Origin of the sequence: Evansella vedderi, assembly GCF_030813435.1 — a bacterium.
Classification (GTDB): Bacteria; Bacillota; Bacilli; order Bacillales; family Salisediminibacteriaceae; genus Evansella; species Evansella vedderi.
On sequence record NZ_JAUSUG010000017.1, the window covers coordinates 98,466 to 113,504 of the forward strand.

Annotated in this window: 20 protein-coding genes and 1 riboswitch; of the genes, 11 read left to right on the forward strand and 9 right to left on the reverse strand. The window is 37.0% G+C overall.

The features are described from left to right. The first annotated feature begins 201 nt into the window (after positions 1–201). The 4 genes from J2S74_RS19280 to J2S74_RS19295 all read left to right on the forward strand — a co-directional run bounded on the left by J2S74_RS19280 (position 202) and on the right by J2S74_RS19295 (position 1,161). Positions 202–318 (forward strand): YjcZ family sporulation protein, encoded by a 117-nt coding sequence (locus J2S74_RS19280; protein ID WP_307328793.1) that lies wholly within the window; start codon positions 202–204, stop codon positions 316–318. Between the two features lie 98 nt (positions 319–416). Beyond that, positions 417–572, forward strand: a complete 156-nt coding sequence (locus tag J2S74_RS19285) for a YjcZ family sporulation protein (RefSeq protein ID WP_307328796.1) — start codon at positions 417–419, stop codon at positions 570–572. A gap of 198 nt (positions 573–770) precedes the next feature. Continuing rightward, positions 771–884 carry a YjcZ family sporulation protein gene (locus J2S74_RS19290; protein ID WP_307328799.1) on the forward strand — a complete coding sequence of 38 codons (114 nt, stop codon included), beginning with the start codon at positions 771–773 and terminating at the stop codon, positions 882–884. 82 nt (positions 885–966) lie between these two features. Then, positions 967–1,161, forward strand: a complete 195-nt coding sequence (locus J2S74_RS19295; RefSeq protein WP_307328802.1) for a YjcZ family sporulation protein — start codon at positions 967–969, stop codon at positions 1,159–1,161. 63 nt (positions 1,162–1,224) lie between these two features. On the opposite strand, the gene trhA is transcribed toward J2S74_RS19295, so the two are convergent. Then, positions 1,225–1,872 (reverse strand): PAQR family membrane homeostasis protein TrhA, encoded by a 648-nt coding sequence (gene trhA, locus J2S74_RS19300; RefSeq protein ID WP_307328805.1) that lies wholly within the window; start codon positions 1,870–1,872, stop codon positions 1,225–1,227. A 131-nt stretch (positions 1,873–2,003) separates the two neighbouring features. Between trhA and J2S74_RS19305 the strand changes: the two genes are divergently transcribed. Then, complete coding sequence (locus J2S74_RS19305; RefSeq protein ID WP_307328807.1) at positions 2,004–2,591, forward strand: DUF1836 domain-containing protein; 588 nt, start codon at positions 2,004–2,006, stop codon at positions 2,589–2,591. Positions 2,592–2,664: 73 nt separating this feature from the next. On the opposite strand, the gene J2S74_RS19310 is transcribed toward J2S74_RS19305, so the two are convergent. The 5 genes from J2S74_RS19310 to J2S74_RS19330 all read right to left on the reverse strand — a co-directional run bounded on the left by J2S74_RS19310 (position 2,665) and on the right by J2S74_RS19330 (position 6,730). Next, a complete protein-coding gene (locus J2S74_RS19310) occupies positions 2,665–2,817 on the reverse strand; it encodes a hypothetical protein (RefSeq protein ID WP_307328810.1) in 153 nt (50 codons plus the stop codon). A gap of 518 nt (positions 2,818–3,335) precedes the next feature. Then, on the reverse strand, positions 3,336–4,139 hold the full coding sequence (phnE, locus tag J2S74_RS19315) for a phosphonate ABC transporter, permease protein PhnE (RefSeq protein WP_307328813.1): 804 nt from the start codon (positions 4,137–4,139) through the stop codon (positions 3,336–3,338). Next, entirely contained in the window at positions 4,139–4,933 is a 795-nt protein-coding gene (gene phnE, locus J2S74_RS19320; RefSeq protein ID WP_307328816.1) for a phosphonate ABC transporter, permease protein PhnE, read from the reverse strand. Before phnE (J2S74_RS19320) ends, phnE (J2S74_RS19315) begins: the two co-directional genes overlap by 1 nt. Next, on the reverse strand, positions 4,926–5,702 hold the full coding sequence (gene phnC / locus J2S74_RS19325) for a phosphonate ABC transporter ATP-binding protein (RefSeq protein ID WP_307328819.1): 777 nt from the start codon (positions 5,700–5,702) through the stop codon (positions 4,926–4,928). The genes phnE (J2S74_RS19320) and phnC overlap by 8 nt, the downstream gene beginning before the upstream one ends. A gap of 68 nt (positions 5,703–5,770) precedes the next feature. Continuing rightward, positions 5,771–6,730: a phosphate/phosphite/phosphonate ABC transporter substrate-binding protein gene (locus tag J2S74_RS19330; RefSeq protein ID WP_307328821.1), complete on the reverse strand. Its 960-nt coding sequence runs from the start codon at positions 6,728–6,730 to the stop codon at positions 5,771–5,773. 298 nt (positions 6,731–7,028) lie between these two features. On the opposite strand from J2S74_RS19330, the gene J2S74_RS19335 reads away from it, so the two are divergent. Beyond that, positions 7,029–7,868, forward strand: coding sequence for an HAD family hydrolase (locus J2S74_RS19335; protein WP_370876038.1), 840 nt, complete (start codon positions 7,029–7,031; stop codon positions 7,866–7,868). A 207-nt stretch (positions 7,869–8,075) separates the two neighbouring features. Here J2S74_RS19335 and ald read toward each other — a convergent pair whose 3' ends face one another. From ald to J2S74_RS19350, 3 genes are all read right to left on the reverse strand, one after another. Further along, positions 8,076–9,194, reverse strand: coding sequence for an alanine dehydrogenase (gene ald, locus J2S74_RS19340; protein ID WP_307328827.1), 1,119 nt, complete (start codon positions 9,192–9,194; stop codon positions 8,076–8,078). Positions 9,195–9,423: 229 nt separating this feature from the next. Then, a complete protein-coding gene (locus J2S74_RS19345; RefSeq protein ID WP_307328830.1) occupies positions 9,424–9,636 on the reverse strand; it encodes a KTSC domain-containing protein in 213 nt (70 codons plus the stop codon). 73 nt (positions 9,637–9,709) lie between these two features. Beyond that, positions 9,710–9,937 (reverse strand): thioredoxin family protein, encoded by a 228-nt coding sequence (locus J2S74_RS19350; protein WP_307328832.1) that lies wholly within the window; start codon positions 9,935–9,937, stop codon positions 9,710–9,712. 308 nt (positions 9,938–10,245) lie between these two features. Beyond that, positions 10,246–10,328: riboswitch (cyclic di-GMP riboswitch) on the forward strand. Positions 10,329–10,383: 55 nt separating this feature from the next. Here J2S74_RS19350 and J2S74_RS19355 point away from each other — a divergent pair. The 5 genes from J2S74_RS19355 (at position 10,384) to iadA (ending at position 15,013) form a co-directional block, all read left to right on the forward strand. Continuing rightward, complete coding sequence (locus J2S74_RS19355) at positions 10,384–12,165, forward strand: sensor domain-containing protein (protein ID WP_307328836.1); 1,782 nt, start codon at positions 10,384–10,386, stop codon at positions 12,163–12,165. A gap of 166 nt (positions 12,166–12,331) precedes the next feature. Then, the gene (locus tag J2S74_RS19360) at positions 12,332–12,766 is read left to right on the forward strand and encodes a disulfide oxidoreductase (protein ID WP_307328839.1); all 435 of its coding nucleotides are present in this window, start codon (positions 12,332–12,334) and stop codon (positions 12,764–12,766) included. A 7-nt stretch (positions 12,767–12,773) separates the two neighbouring features. After that, positions 12,774–13,247, forward strand: coding sequence for a thioredoxin family protein (locus tag J2S74_RS19365; protein WP_307328841.1), 474 nt, complete (start codon positions 12,774–12,776; stop codon positions 13,245–13,247). Positions 13,248–13,440: 193 nt separating this feature from the next. After that, positions 13,441–13,713, forward strand: a complete 273-nt coding sequence (locus J2S74_RS19370; RefSeq protein ID WP_307328844.1) for a hypothetical protein — start codon at positions 13,441–13,443, stop codon at positions 13,711–13,713. A gap of 136 nt (positions 13,714–13,849) precedes the next feature. Then, entirely contained in the window at positions 13,850–15,013 is a 1,164-nt protein-coding gene (gene iadA / locus J2S74_RS19375; RefSeq protein ID WP_307328847.1) for a beta-aspartyl-peptidase, read from the forward strand. Positions 15,014–15,039: the final 26 nt, after the last annotated feature.

Consider the following 15,039-nt stretch of genomic DNA (forward strand, 5'->3'; position numbering starts at 1 on the left):
AGAAAAAAGGGAGTTGATTGTACATATGTTGTGCTTTTTAAATTTTCAATAAAAAAAAGCCTTTTTGGGCATATATAGAGAACTTTTTAAATTTCCCTCACGGGAACTCAGCAGGAGTCTATACATATTTTCAATACTTACATAAAGTAGTATTGCGATAAGAAATTCGCATCATTAATCACTATAGGGAGGGAAGCTTACATGGGTGCACCTGTTAGAACTGGTTACGCTTCAGCCTTTGCGTTTATCGTTGTAGTGTTTATATTGCTAGTAATTATCGGTGCTGTAGTTGTTAGACCTGGATATGGTTACTATTAAAATGAATTAGTCTAACAGCTTCAATTAATACGGGACAATAAGCGATCGATAATAAGGTTTTTGATTAAAAATGAAAATTAATTAAAGGAGGAGTTGCGATGAGTTATTACGGAGAGCCAGGGTTTTACGGATGCTGCCCACCAGTAGCGCCTGCACCAGTAGCACCAGTTGGAGGGTTTGCTGCAGGCTTCGCGTTAATTCTTGTGTTGTTTATCCTATTAGTGATTATTGGTGCTGCTTGGGCGGTGTACTAAGAAACGACTGGAATACAAAAAGAAAAAACTGTTGGGATCCGGCCCAACAGTTTTTCATTAATAAGCTCAATAGGAACGAAATAAATTGAGCCTAATTTAGGCCGGATTGGATTATCGTCTATACAAATTGACGATGACCACATAAGTTATTAATGCGAATGATATTTCGCCATTAATCTTGAACAGGAGGAATGCCAGATGACTCACAGAACAGGTTACGCGGGTGGATTCGCGTTTATTCTTGTAGTGTTTATCTTGTTAGTAATTATCGGTGCGGCTGTTGTTAGACCAGGAGGATATGGATACTACTAAGTTAGTATCCTTCTTGGCTAATTGATTACCTTTAAAAAAGAATGATAAACAATATTTAACTATAATTAAGGAGGAATTTGATATGAGTCATTATTACGGAGGATACGGTTACGGAGATCCAGCAGCAGCATGGGGATGCTGCCCAACACATGCAGCTCCAGGATTTGCAGCACCTGCAGCACCTGTAGCACCTGCAGGAGGATTTGCAACAGGGTTCGCGTTAGTATTAGTACTGTTCATTCTATTAGTAATCATCGGTGCAGCTTGGGCTGCATAGTAAATCTAGATCAAAAGGATGCGGGGACACATTCCTTCGCATCCTTTTTCGTTCCATCTTCAATTAAAGTACATATAGAAATACACTCAAGAAATGGGCAGCACTACCGAGTAAGATAAAAATGTGAAAAATTTCATGGTAGCCCATATATTTAAAGGACAAAAACTTAGGTTTAAGTCCGTAGATTATTCCTCCAATGGTGTAAAGAATCCCACCAATAATTAATAATGTCATCCCATTTTCATGTAATACCTCTGTTAACGGCTTACTAAAAAAAACAACAATCCACCCCATGGCTATATAAATAGAAGTTGATAACCATCTTGGACAATGGAACCATACCATTTTAAAAATAACCCCAACAACAGCAAGGCTTATAATAATGGAAAATAAAACCCATCCGGTGGGGCCACTTAATGTAATTAAGCAAAAAGGGGTGTAGGTTCCGGCGATAAGTATGTAAATCATGGAATGATCAATCCTTCGAAGAAATGCAATTACTTTATCCTTGGCAATCACCATATGGTAAGCAGCTGAAGCAGAATAAAGAAGCATCATACTTATTCCAAATACAATGACAGATGAGATTGCCATAAATGAAGTTGTTGTGATAGAGGCTTTTATGACCATAGCCAGCAAAGCCCAAAAGGATAATATTGCTCCAGCTAAATGAGTAAATCCATTCATAGGTTCTCGAATAAATGTGTACATGTAATTAACCTCACTCCATAATGTAGTTTTTAATACTACTTATAATAATAAACATATTGTCTTAAGTAGTCAAGGTTTACTTCGTGGGTAAAATAAATTATAATAGAGAAAAGACTAACGTGAGGTTTTATATGAAGACTATAAATGAACTAATAATGGACCTTAGAATGGAAAAGAACATTACTCTTGGGGATGTCCCTGAAATAGATCTTTATATGGATCAAGTTATCCAGCTTTTTGAGAAGAAATTTGGAGATACGACACGAACGGCCGAAGAGAAGGTACTTACCAAAACAATGATTAACAATTATGCAAAAGGAAAGTTGTTTTTTCCGATTAAAAATAAAAAGTACTCGAAGGAGCATTTACTTATCATTAGTTTAATATATCAGCTAAAAGGAGCATTATCTATCGGTGATATTAAAAATGCTTTGGAACCAATAAATAAAAAATTAGTGGAGGATGATGACTTTAATTTGGAGGAATTTTATGAAGGGTACCTCCAGCTTGCTGCGAAGAACGGAAAGGTGTTCAAACAGTTTGTTCATGATCAAGTAGAAGAGGCTATTGAAGTAGCCGCCCAATTAGGTAAGGAAGGGGAAGTTACAAAGGACCTCAATGAACTATTATTAATTCTTTCCTTTGCACAGATGAGCAATTTTTATCGCAGGATAGCGGAAAGAATGATTGATGAACGATTAAAATCTATGGACAAATAACCATAAAGGACAAGGGGCATATACCCTACTTCGATAGCAGTGATAATATTAAACCCAAAGGAATTTCTTTGGGTTACTCGTCATTCTTCTTCCTATTTTTATCTGCCGTTTTTACGATCTCTGCCTCGAAATCGTACTGTCCCCCGCCGAACTCTGTAAATATATTTTTCATGCTTGCCACTGCTTTTCTTAATCGTTTAATCCTTTTATCTTGTTGCTCTGGCATATGAAAAACCTCCATGTAATTTCTTTCTTATTTTATTATGTCCAACAATCACAATAAAAAACAAAGGAGTGCCTCAAAAGGTATGATTTCAACCTTTTGAGGCACTCCCCATAAGTACAGTTTTTTATAGGCTGTTTTCGTAAAATTTGTTGCTTTTTTTAAAGCTTGGAGAAGCGGAAGGCGGCGACTCCAGCGACGAGCGTTTACTTCACGAGTAAGCTACGAGTTGTCTCGACGGATACGCTACGAAGCGATACTTGTAGAGGAAGAGACAGGACTAGCAGCTGCAGACACCGTAGGGTGGTTTTTTCCCGAAGAGGCTGAGGCATTGCCCGCGGGAAACCAGGACGGTGACATTACGCCGTTGTCCATGAGATGCTTCCTCGAGTAGTTTGCGTCGAGTAATCGCAGACGCAGGAGGTGAACGGCCTTTAGGTGTAATTGGTCCGCCTGTAGCGGTTCCAAGCAATAGTTATTCTCTTAAAAACAACAATCTTTTAGAAAGCAATCTTTTAATATTAAACTAATCGTTTTCTAATGTTTGTACTAATCAAGTCAATAACCGTAACGGTTAGAACGATAATAAAGAGCATCATTCCCACTTCTTCGAAAGAGCGGTTATTTGCTGCTAATATAAGTGGTGCACCGATACCACCTGCACCAACAATACCTAATACAGATGATGAACGGACATCTATTTCATAACGGTATAAAGCATATGAACTGAATTCCGGTAGTACTTGAGGAATAACACCATAAACTAGGACTTGAAGTTTACTTGCTCCGGTCGCTTTTAAGGTTGATATGATTTCCATATCAATAGATTCGATTACCTCTGCGTAAAGCTTTCCTAACATCCCTATGGAGTTAATGGAAATAGCTAGCACCCCGGCAAACGGTCCCATTCCTACAGCTGCTACGAAAATAATGGCGAATAAAATTTCTGGGAATGCCCGAACAGCATTTAAAACCCCTTTCCCAATGAATGAAAAGTGACCACCTACGTTCTGTGCAGCTAAGAAACCAACTGGAATAGCTAAAATTGCCCCCATCAGTGTTCCGGCATAAGCAATGGCAACTGTTTCTATCATATACCCAAAATAATCTGGAATTTTCGCATGAATTTCAGGCATAAAGAAAGGATCCCAGAAGAAACGTTGTAATAACGGACCTGACTCCCATATAGACCGTTGGGCACCAAGTCTGGTTTCTGTAAATGCAATGTAATATAAAATAGCCATAAACGCTGTTACTGCTGCAAATGTCCACCAATACTTAGCCCGTTTCGGATTTTTCATGTTATTTATATCTAACTGTGACATTACACTAACCTCTTTCTTAAGCTAGTACTTACGGTGTCAATGATTGTCACCATTATAAAGGTGATGAAAATAATCATTGCGATATTCCCGTAGTTAAACAGGGACATTTGTTGACGTAAAATCAGACCGATTCCGCCAGCGCCAACGAAACCGAGAACAAGGGAAGCACGTACATTTATTTCTAAAACATACAAACTATAGGACACATACTGTGGTAAAATTTGTGGTAATGCTCCAAACCAAACGACTTGGAATATATTCCCGCCTGTGGCGCGGATGGCTTCAAGTGGCCCAGGGTCAATTGCCTCCACCGTTTCACTCACAAGCTTCACTAAAATACCAAGAGAGAAGAAAAATAAGGCGTAAACCCCTGCTAATGCCCCAATCCCTACCATGGCAACGAACATAACCGCTAAAATCATATCAGGAATGGTTCGTAAAACATTCAGCAAGAATCGGACTGTTTGATAAAACCAAGCTTTTTTATTAATATTCCCTGCAGCCAAAAAACTGATAGGAAGACAGAAAATAACAGCTAGTGAAGTAGCTAATAATGCAATATTCCACGTTTCCAAAAGAGGAGGCAATACTCGACTATAGTAGCTCCAGTTCGGTGGAATTAGGTCAACAAACACAAACTCAAAAATATGTGGTATCCCGTTAATTAAACGTGCGGGAGATGAATTAGTTACGATAGATGCTAAGTAATATAAGCTAATGACTATTGCTAGTATTACAAGTGCCATTAGCTTTTGCTTTGCTGGAATAATTGGAACCCGTTTTTCCTTATTCATTTGATACGTCACCCACCAAGTCGTCTTCTTTGATCGGGCGACCATAAATGTCCTCAAACGTCTGTTCACTTACTGAGCTGGCCGGCCCATCAAAAACGACTTCTCCGTTTCGAAGACCAATAATACGGTCTGCATACTGCATGGATAGATCAATTGCATGTAAGTTAACGACCATTGTAATATTATCTTCTTTATTAATTCTTTTTAAATCTTTCATTACTGCATGAGAGGTAGGAGGATCTAAACTTGCTACTGGCTCGTCAGCTAAAATTAATTTCGGTTTTTGAGTGAGTGCACGTGCGATACTCACACGCTGCTGTTGTCCACCACTAAGCTGATCTGCTCGAATATACGCTTTTTCTGCAATTCCAACACGATCTAAACTATTTAAAGCTAGCTTTACATCCTCTTGTGAGAAAAGAGAAAAAATACTGCGAAGCGTTCCGGTGTGTCCTAATCGGCCAGCAAGAACATTTCGTAGAACGGAAGAACGTTTTACTAAATTATAATTTTGAAAAATCATACCAATGTTTCTGCGGAAGCTTCGAAGCCTACGGTCCGAAAACTTCAAAGTATTCTCCCCGTCAATCAGCAATTCTCCATCTGTTGGTTTAACCATTTGGTTAATACTTCGGATAAGTGTTGACTTACCTGCACCTGATAGCCCTACAATAACGACGAATTCACCATCTTTAATTTCTAAGTTAATGTTTTTTAATCCTTTATGACCATTTGGATAGGTTAAAGAAACATTACGAAATTGAATCATGTTTATCTTCCCTCATTTTTTCATGGAATAGGGGAAAAGCAGTAGCTTTTCCCCCTTATATTTTTTTCTTACTCAAACTGCTCTCGGAAGTTCTCGTAAGTATCACGTACGATTTGGTACTCATCTGAACTTGCCTCAGCAATTCCATCCCAATTATAAACGTTATACATTACTTCAATCATTTCTTCATCATCATTGAAATCTAAGAATGCTTGCTTGATTTTATCCATCCACTCTTGGCTTAAACCAGAACGTAAAGAGATTGTATCGTTAGGGATTGGTTCTGTAAATCCAATAACTTTCATATCCATTGCTTCTGGACGCTCATCTGCAATACGCTCACGAGCATCTTCGAACGTTGTTGCAAAGTCAGCTTGTCCATCAAGAACTGCGATTAACGCGTTGTCATGTCCACCAACAGAAGTTTGGGAGAAATGAGTGTCTAAGTTATCTACGCCAGCATTCATGAAAGTTGTTGCTGGGAATAAGAAACCAGAAGTTGACGTTAAGTCAGCAAATGCCCAAACAAAACCTGGTGTTTCAATTAAATCTTCGATTGAGTCAATTTCAGAATCTTCAGCTACTGTGAATTGTGCACGGTAAGAAGTTTCTCCATTACGAACAGATTTAAGGATAACTTCTACATCAGCACGCTCTTCTGCTTGTACGAATCCGAAAGCTGGTAAGAACCCGATATCGATTTGTTGTGTTCTCATACCTTCTACTAATGCAGTGTAGTCAGTCATAACTTGTGCATCTACTTCTACGTCTAAAATCTCAGATAAACGCTCTGACAAAGGAGCAACTGTTGTTGCGATATTAGCAGCATCTTGAGATGGAACGAATCCCATAGTAAGTTTTGTTACTTCTTCTCCTTCTGCTGCATCTTCAGTAGTTTCATCAGTTGTTTCTGTTTCTTCAGGTGCATCTCCAGCACCAGCATCTGCCTCAGGCTCGTCAGCAGTACCACAAGCAACTAATGAAAGTGCTAGTACGGATGAAAATAAAGTTGTGAAAATTTTCTTCATGTAAAAATCCCTCACTTTTTGTAGTATCTTGTACAACCAAAACGATTATACAATACAGTATTTCGAAAAGCTACAACATTTACACCAAATTTACACTGTTTTCACAAAAAAAATGTAAGAAAGGCTAACATTAAGGCTAAAACAAAATAAAATTATTCGTTTCAAGCAATCTAGTAAAATTATGGTAAACTTGCCGAATAAGTATAAAATGTATTAATCTGTTTAATGTGTTTAATTTATAAAGGGGTAATAGCAACGAAATATTATAATGTGCTATTTTCTTATCTTATAAAAGGACGTGGAAGAATTGGTAAAGGAAAAACTTTTTATATTTGACTTAGACGGAACGTTGTATGAAGGAACAGACCATTTTGATTATTACGCAAAGAGACTTTTATTAGATGTACCTAAAGAAAGTCATGAAGCTTACTGGAAGGATTATGAGCGTATGAAAGCAGGCGAGCACCCAGTCTCTATTGGTAAAGCCTACGATTCGAAGAATGATGCCATTCTCACAGTGGATCCAATGACGTTAACAGTAGTGGAGGCTGTAGATTGGGAAGGGAATTCTTTGAAGGATGTGGAAGAACAATATGGGGAACAGCAAATCCAATTTGATTTCAAAAATGTGATAGCCATTGGAGATGGGTGGTGGCTGCCATGTGCCTGTGCCATCCATTACGGAGTGAAAGAATGCTATCCAAGGTATGTGGAAACGAAAGACTATATGTCTTCAGATGCCTTTGAATTAGAAAAAATCCCCGGTCTAGCACCGTTCTTAAAGAATTTGAAGGATCAGGCAACCGTAGTATTACTAACAAACAGTGATGAGGATGATGTGGCGCGGTTATTGAGAGAGCTTGAATTAACAGGTCTCTTCCACGAAGTTGTAACCTCCGCACAAAAACCAACGAAAACAAAGCATTATTTCGAGGAGCTTGTAAAAAAATATAATGTGGAAGGCAATCAAGTGGTATCAATTGGTGATAACTTTATTAATGAAATTGCTCCTGCCTTGTTAATGGGAATGAAGGCAGTTTATATATCTGATCATGCTAAAGTTGCTGATCATCACGATCTTATGCAGGTAAAAAATATGACAGAGTGGATGGAACAAATGAAGCCTTTGTTCAAATAGATACATTTTAAAGGTACTCCAGTGGAATGAAGCATCGTTCCGTGGGAGTACCTTTTTATTTCCTTTTAGAAATCTACTATTTATAAACTAGTTTTAATAGTTTAATAGGGATGAAATGGACTGGTTAGTAAATCGGCATAGGGAATAAAAGATAAAATAATAAGGCTACTGGAAAGGTATAAACCCAACCTTTTCAGTAGCCCTTTTTTAGAATAATAAAGTTTCTTCTACTGACTTGTAGTCATAGCCTAAATCTTTAGCAACTGCCTCGTATGTTACGTAGCCATTTGCTGTGTTTACTCCTTTCACTAGGGCTGCGTTTTCTTTGAGTGCTTGTTGAAGTCCTTTGTTTGCAATTTGCAATGCATACGGTACCGTCACGTTTGTTAAAGCGATGGTAGACGTTCTTGGTACAGCACCCGGCATGTTAGCAACAGCATAATGAACAACACCGTGTTTTGTATAGATAGGATCATCGTGTGTAGTAATACGGTCAACTGTTTCAAAAATACCACCTTGGTCGATGGCCACGTCAACAATCACCGATCCTGGCATCATTTCCATTATCATATCTTCTGTAACAAGCTTTGGTGCTTTTGCACCTGGAATAAGTACTGCTCCTATTACTAGATCAGATTCCTTTACTGCACTAGCAATATTTAATGGATTACTCATAATGGTATTAATCTCTGTACCGAATATATCATCTAACTGACGAAGGCGTTCGGGACTTAAGTCAATAATCGTTACATCAGCCCCAAGTCCCATAGCAATTTTTGCAGCGTTTGTTCCAACGACACCACCGCCAATAACAGTTACTTTCCCACGTTTAACACCAGGAACTCCAGATAATAGGATGCCACTTCCACCTTTTGGCTTTTCTAGAAATTGAGCTCCAATTTGAGCAGCCATACGACCTGCTACTTCACTCATAGGTGTTAATAATGGAAGAGTACGATTTACTTCTACTGTTTCATAAGCTACTGCAGTAACCTTTTTCTCCGTTAATGCCTCTGCAAGCTCTGGAACAGCGGCTAAATGAAGATATGTGAAGAGAATTAGTCCTTCCCTAAAGTAATCATATTCGGTAGGAAGGGGCTCTTTAACCTTCATAACCATATCTGCAAGACCCCAAACATCACGAGCTTCGTTGATAATGGAAGCACCAGCTTGTGTGTATGCTTCATCGGTGAAACCGCTTCCAATACCAGCGTCCATTTCGATAAACACTTCATGTCCTGCCTGAGTAAGAGTCAATACACCAGCTGGTGTTAAAGCAACACGGTTTTCGTTATTTTTTATTTCTCTAGGCACTCCAATTTTCATGGAACAGCCCTCCTTACTATGTATTTGTTGAGTGGACAATCCACCCCATAGACTATTTTAACGAAGTAATTATATTTCTACCACATTTTTTTATTAAACGGCTATTTTCTAAAAGGGGGTTTTGGGTTCTCCAAGCCTTATAAAAGCAACAAATTTTACAAAACAGCCCATTAGATATAGTCAGTTTAATGTCCATAAAAAACCAGGATAGGATTTTCTATCCTGGTTGTTAATGTATAGTCTTTGATGGGAAGCGGGGTTCTATTCTTTCTTTAAAAAAGCCATTATAATCATTACTTGATAACAATCCCACATAGTCAAGTTTAAACACTTCATAATAGATGACATAGTCACCATTTTTAAAGTGTACATGGAGCTCCCTTGATAGTTCATCATACTCCATATATTGCAAGTCTCCCTGATTTACTTCAACTTTTTCCATACTATCCGCCCTTTCCTATGGATTTAGGGACATTATAGTTTTAGACTACCCTTTTTTTGAAAAAAGAAACGGATTACATAAAGAATTGGGTCATTTCATCCTTTGAAAGAACTTTGCCACTGGAAACAATACGATTATCCACGATGAGAGTTGGAGTATAAAAAACTCCATCCATATAAGGAGGATCTTCATGATGAATTTCAATATTTGCTTGTAATCCCATGTCTTCAATAACTTCAAATAGTCTTTTTTCAACGATTCTTCCATTAATATTTGATTTAATGAAAAGTTTCACATCCATTTCTCTCACCTCAATTTCATTTAGAGCTTCTCTCTACCTTTATTATAAATCCTTTTAAATTCCCATAATCGATTGTATATGGCAAGGTTGTGACTAATTTGTTACTAATTAATTAACTCTCAACGGATAGTTATAATAATTTTATTACTATATAATTTACTATTTTTATAATATTTCGATAAAGGGCGTGGTATAATTTTCCTTAAATGAACTGATTCGAAAGAATTATTTTTATAAAAATAATTTATTTTTCTTGAAATTTTCTTAAGAACAATAATAGAATATAAGGACAAGAAGGTTTTGGAAAAATTAAGAAGGTAGCGAAGAAAGTATGTCTTCATTTGGGCACTTGGACATTCTGGAGCTAGTAGTGCAACCGACCTAACAAAAGGTCGGTTTTTTAGTTTTAAAAGTAAATCAACAGTAAGTAGGAGAAGGAGAACAATATGGACTCAAGCAAACAAACAAAAGAAGGAAACTTGGAGTTACCTAAGTGGTTTAACATCCTTCCTAATAGTGATCAAAAAGCTGATCAACTGTCGATCTATAAAAAAATTACTTTATCCCTTAGTAAAGCTTTAGAGGAAACCTCGTTATTGCTTGTAATTAATAACAAAGGTCACATTTTGTTTGTTAGTACAGCTTTTTGTGAATTGCTTCAATATAGGGAAGAGGATTTAATTGGTGCAGATTATTTTCTTTTACAGCACCGATCTTTTCGTACAGAATCTAAAGGTGATTTTAAAAATGCCCTTACACGTAATAGTACTATCACGTTAGAGATGATTCCTAAAAGGAAAAATGGTAATCCTGTCATTTTACAGACAACAATGATGCCGTTGATAGAAGGGAAAGGGGATTTATTCTTACTTGTTCATCAAGATGTAACTAGATTAAAGCAAGCAGAAAAAGTTATAAAAGAGCTTGTTGCAGTGGATACACTCACAGGTCTTCCTAACCGCGATAAATTTGAAAGGGATATTTCCTTTTTAATTGAAAAGGGAAGGGATGGAAATGGCTCTTCCTTTGCTATTCTTTTTATTGACTTAGACAGGTTTAAGTTTTATAACGATACTCTTGGTCATTTTACTGGAGATAAGTTAATTCAAGTGATTGCACAAACATTATTAAGTTTGGATTGTAAAGGCCTTCAGGTATACCGATACGGTGGGGATGAATTTTCTTTGTTATTGCAATTTCCTGAATCGGAGCAGGAAATTCAAACTATTGCTGAAGAATTACTGCAACGCTTTCAATCTCCTTTCCATGTAAAGGGGAAGGAGTTATATATCACAGCAAGTATAGGCATTTCAGTATATCCTGAATTGGGAACTAATTATGATGAATTGGTTCATCAAGCTGAAATGGCAATGCAATATGCGAAGGAGCGAGGCAAGGATGACTTTCAATGGTATCATCCATCCATAAGGACAGAGCATGATGAGAAATTATTCATGGAAAAACGGCTTCGTTTAGCAACAGAAAAAAAGAGATTTACATTGGTATATCAGCCTCAAATTAATTTGCGAACGAAAAAGGTTGTTGGAGTGGAAGCATTAATTCGTTGGAATGATAATGAACTAGGTCCAATAGCGCCTTCGGTTTTCATTGCTCTCGCAGAAGAAACAGGCCTCGTTATTCCTATAGGAGATTGGGTATTAGAAGAGGCTTGTAAACAAGCAAAAGCTTGGTGTAATGAAGGGGACGCTTTGAGGATGGGCATCAACATATCACCATTGCAATTTCAGCGTCCAGACTTTGTAAGTAAAGTAAAGCATATTTTGCGGAAGACTCAGCTAGACCCAACACTCCTTGACTTAGAAATTACAGAAAACGATTTGTTATATAGTAGAAAGGAATCCTTTAAGACATTGGAAAGGCTAAAGGAGTTGGGGATCACCATATCCATTGATGACTTTGGTACTGGATATTCTTCTTTAAGCTATTTAAGAAAGTTTCCTATTGATACTTTAAAAATTGATCAATCCTTTATACAAGAGTTAGTTGAAAATTCAAATGATCAAGCTATTGTTACCTCCATCATTCAATTAGCACATAATATGAACTTGAAGGTAATAGCAGAAGGAGTTGAAACGAAGGATATGGTCGATTTCTTAAACGAGCGTCAATGTGACGAAATGCAAGGATTTCTTTACAGTAAACCATTGCCAGGAAATGAAGTGACCATGTTTATTAATCAGGTTAACCCTGAGGATGCCCTAGAGTAGTTTGATAAAAAAAGGTAGTTTCAACCATAAAACTGATATTTTGTATAAAATATTTAGTTTTATGGTTTAATTTTTGACTAATCTATGAATTCCATTTTATAGTTATATACGATTGAACCCTTTCGTTATATGATGAATGGAAGAAAAAACGAAAAGAGGGATGTACTTGGAAGGAGAAGGTAAACAGAAAAAGATTGAATATGCCCTATTTACTGCATGGGGAATAGCATTAATTGCTACTTTAGGGTCTTTATATTTTTCGGAGATTCTATTGTTTATTCCTTGTGAGCTGTGCTGGATTCAACGTATTTTCATGTATCCATTAGCCATAACCTTAGCCATTGCCTCTGTAAAAAAAGATGCTAAACAGGCTATTTACACATTACCTTTAAGTTTAATTGGAATGGGTTTTTCTATTTATCATTATATGCTTGAGAAAATTCCAGCCTTGAGTGCTCGGGCAGAAGCATGTGGAATTATTCCTTGTAATTATGAGTATATAAACTGGTTTGGCTTTATCACAATTCCATTTTTAGCATTAATAGCATTTTTCCTTATTTCAGTAATAATGATATGGGTAATTAAAGTCTCGAAGGAGTGAGTATTGAATGAAAAAAGTAATTATTTTCGGTTTAGTTATCATAGTAATCTTTGGTGCTTTAGCGTTTGTAACTTCTTATCAAAATAAGCAGCAATCGGCAGGGAATCCTTTTGGTAAGGATCGTATTGCACAAAGTACCATTAATCAATTGGATGATCCACTATACCAAAACATTATTTTACCTGAGGAATTGGATGAAAAGCTTGAGGCAGGGGAATCATTGACTGTTTATTTCTATAGTCCTGAATGTGAACAATGTAATCTTGCTACACCAATTTTAATGCCGGTAGCGGAAGAGTTAGGTGTAGAAGTGTATTTATACAGTGTATTAGAGTTTACTCAGGGCTGGGATGATTATGATATTGAAGGCACACCGACTCTTATTCACTTTGAGGATGGACAAGAGGCTTTGCGCCTAGTTGGACGTGCAGACACAGAAACCTACGAGCAGTACTTTAGACAAATCGTTCTCGAACAATAAGTATAAAAGGGCTCAAATGGTTAAAAATACCTTTTGAGCCCTTTTAGTGTAAAGATTTAAAGAAAATGGCATGCTAGATAATATTTTAGGTAACAATATTTTATAACAAGTTAATGGGAATCTTTGTAAAAGATGACAAGGAGCAAAATACCTTATACAATAAAAAGAGGAAAAATAATGGAGGTGTCACTAAATGAACAAATTAATTAAATACATAGGTATCGGTCTTTTGGTAGGTTGGGTTGTCGCCCTTATTGCCAATTTCACTATTTACCAAGAAACAACGATGCAGTTAACCTTTATTCATCCAATAGTTGATGGAATACTATTTATGGCTGTAATGATAGCCATTTATTTCGCTGTTGTATCCCTTTATAGGAAAAATGAAAGTCAAGCATCTATTGTTTTAGGGACTGTAGGAACCATATCAATGGTATTAGCAATCGCCTTTTATTTCTATATATAATTAAAAAGATTTTAAACCCACTGTCTATGGTTATACAGTGGGTTTTCTATGTATGTACGTCTCTGAAGGTAGCTAACACTAAAGAAACTAAATCTAATATGATATAGTCATAGATAGAAAAAGGAGGAGTATACAGTTGATTAAGCTTATCATGAACGGTGAAATATACGCACCAGACTATTTAGGAAGAAAAGATATATTAATTACCGATGGTAGAATTGCTGCTGTTTCTGATCATATTCCAACAGACGGTTTGTCACAGTATGTAGAAGTAATTGACGCTTCGGAAAAATATATTATTCCCGGCCTAATTGATGGACATGTACATATTACTGGAGGGGGAGGAGAAGGCAGCTTTAAAACCCGAACCCCGGAACTCCAACTGTCAGATTGTATAAAAGGTGGTATAACTACTGTTGTAGGTGTTCTCGGAACAGATGGTTCTGCAAGAACAATGTCTAATTTAATTGCTAAGGCAAAAGGACTTACAGAGGAAGGGATAACTTGTTTTTGTGTAAGTGGCAATTATCATGTTCCTGTTAAAACGTTAACTGGCTCTGTTGAAACGGACATAATGTTTATTCAAGAAGTAATAGGAGCAGGAGAGATTGCTATTTCCGATCACCGCTCTTCACAACCTTCCAAAGAAGAGATCTCTCGATTAGCCAGTGAAGCTAGGATAGGCGGTCTTCTTTCCGGAAAAGGAGGAGCTGTTATTGTCCATGTGGGAGATGGTGAAGAGAAGTTGGCTCTTATTGAGGAAATAGCTGCAACAACAGACATTCCATTACAACAATTTATTACAACTCACATTAACCGTACCTATGATCTTTTAGAAGCTGGGATTGCTTTTGCAAAAAATGGAGGGTTTATTGATTTTACAACAAGCAGTATTCGAGAAGAACATGATTTAAGCAGTAGCAGGGCCTTAAAGAAAATGCTTGAGGCCGAAGTACCAATCGAGCAAATTTCCTTTACGTCAGATGGACAAGGGAGTTTACCTAAGTTTAATGAAAAGGGAGAGTTTGTAGGCTTAGGTGTAGGTAAAGTAACAAGCTTATTTGCTGAGGTTCGTAAGGCTATTATAAATGAGGGTGTACCAATAGGAACGGCTATTAAAGTGGCCACTTCTAATCCTGCTGATATGTTGAAGTTTTCTCAAAAAGGAAGGATATCAGAGGGAAAGGATGCAGATATGGTATTCTTAAATAAAGCTGACCTTACTATCGAAAGTGTATTGGCAAAGGGAAGCTTTTTAATGAAAAACAAAAGTCCCCTAGTAAAAGGGACCTTTGAATAAGTGGAATATGATTCGAGAGGCTGGGA

Excerpts from the sequence above, each read along its gene's own strand:
- J2S74_RS19280 (WP_307328793.1), top strand. The coding sequence starts at position 202 with ATGGGTGCACCTGTTAGAACTGGTTACGCTTCAGCCTTTGCGTTTATC.
- J2S74_RS19285 (WP_307328796.1), top strand. The coding sequence starts at position 417 with ATGAGTTATTACGGAGAGCCAGGGTTTTACGGATGCTGCCCACCAGTA.
- J2S74_RS19290 (WP_307328799.1), top strand. The coding sequence starts at position 771 with ATGACTCACAGAACAGGTTACGCGGGTGGATTCGCGTTTATTCTTGTA.
- J2S74_RS19295 (WP_307328802.1), top strand. The coding sequence starts at position 967 with ATGAGTCATTATTACGGAGGATACGGTTACGGAGATCCAGCAGCAGCA.
- trhA (WP_307328805.1), bottom strand. The coding sequence starts at position 1,872 with ATGTACACATTTATTCGAGAACCTATGAATGGATTTACTCATTTAGCT.
- J2S74_RS19305 (WP_307328807.1), top strand. The coding sequence starts at position 2,004 with ATGAAGACTATAAATGAACTAATAATGGACCTTAGAATGGAAAAGAAC.
- J2S74_RS19310 (WP_307328810.1), bottom strand. The coding sequence starts at position 2,817 with ATGCCAGAGCAACAAGATAAAAGGATTAAACGATTAAGAAAAGCAGTG.
- phnE (WP_307328813.1), bottom strand. The coding sequence starts at position 4,139 with ATGTCACAGTTAGATATAAATAACATGAAAAATCCGAAACGGGCTAAG.
- phnE (WP_307328816.1), bottom strand. The coding sequence starts at position 4,933 with ATGAATAAGGAAAAACGGGTTCCAATTATTCCAGCAAAGCAAAAGCTA.
- phnC (WP_307328819.1), bottom strand. The coding sequence starts at position 5,702 with ATGATTCAATTTCGTAATGTTTCTTTAACCTATCCAAATGGTCATAAA.
- J2S74_RS19330 (WP_307328821.1), bottom strand. The coding sequence starts at position 6,730 with ATGAAGAAAATTTTCACAACTTTATTTTCATCCGTACTAGCACTTTCA.
- ald (WP_307328827.1), bottom strand. The coding sequence starts at position 9,194 with ATGAAAATTGGAGTGCCTAGAGAAATAAAAAATAACGAAAACCGTGTT.
- J2S74_RS19345 (WP_307328830.1), bottom strand. The coding sequence starts at position 9,636 with ATGGAAAAAGTTGAAGTAAATCAGGGAGACTTGCAATATATGGAGTAT.
- J2S74_RS19350 (WP_307328832.1), bottom strand. The coding sequence starts at position 9,937 with ATGGATGTGAAACTTTTCATTAAATCAAATATTAATGGAAGAATCGTT.
- J2S74_RS19355 (WP_307328836.1), top strand. The coding sequence starts at position 10,384 with ATGGACTCAAGCAAACAAACAAAAGAAGGAAACTTGGAGTTACCTAAG.
- J2S74_RS19365 (WP_307328841.1), top strand. The coding sequence starts at position 12,774 with ATGAAAAAAGTAATTATTTTCGGTTTAGTTATCATAGTAATCTTTGGT.
- J2S74_RS19370 (WP_307328844.1), top strand. The coding sequence starts at position 13,441 with ATGAACAAATTAATTAAATACATAGGTATCGGTCTTTTGGTAGGTTGG.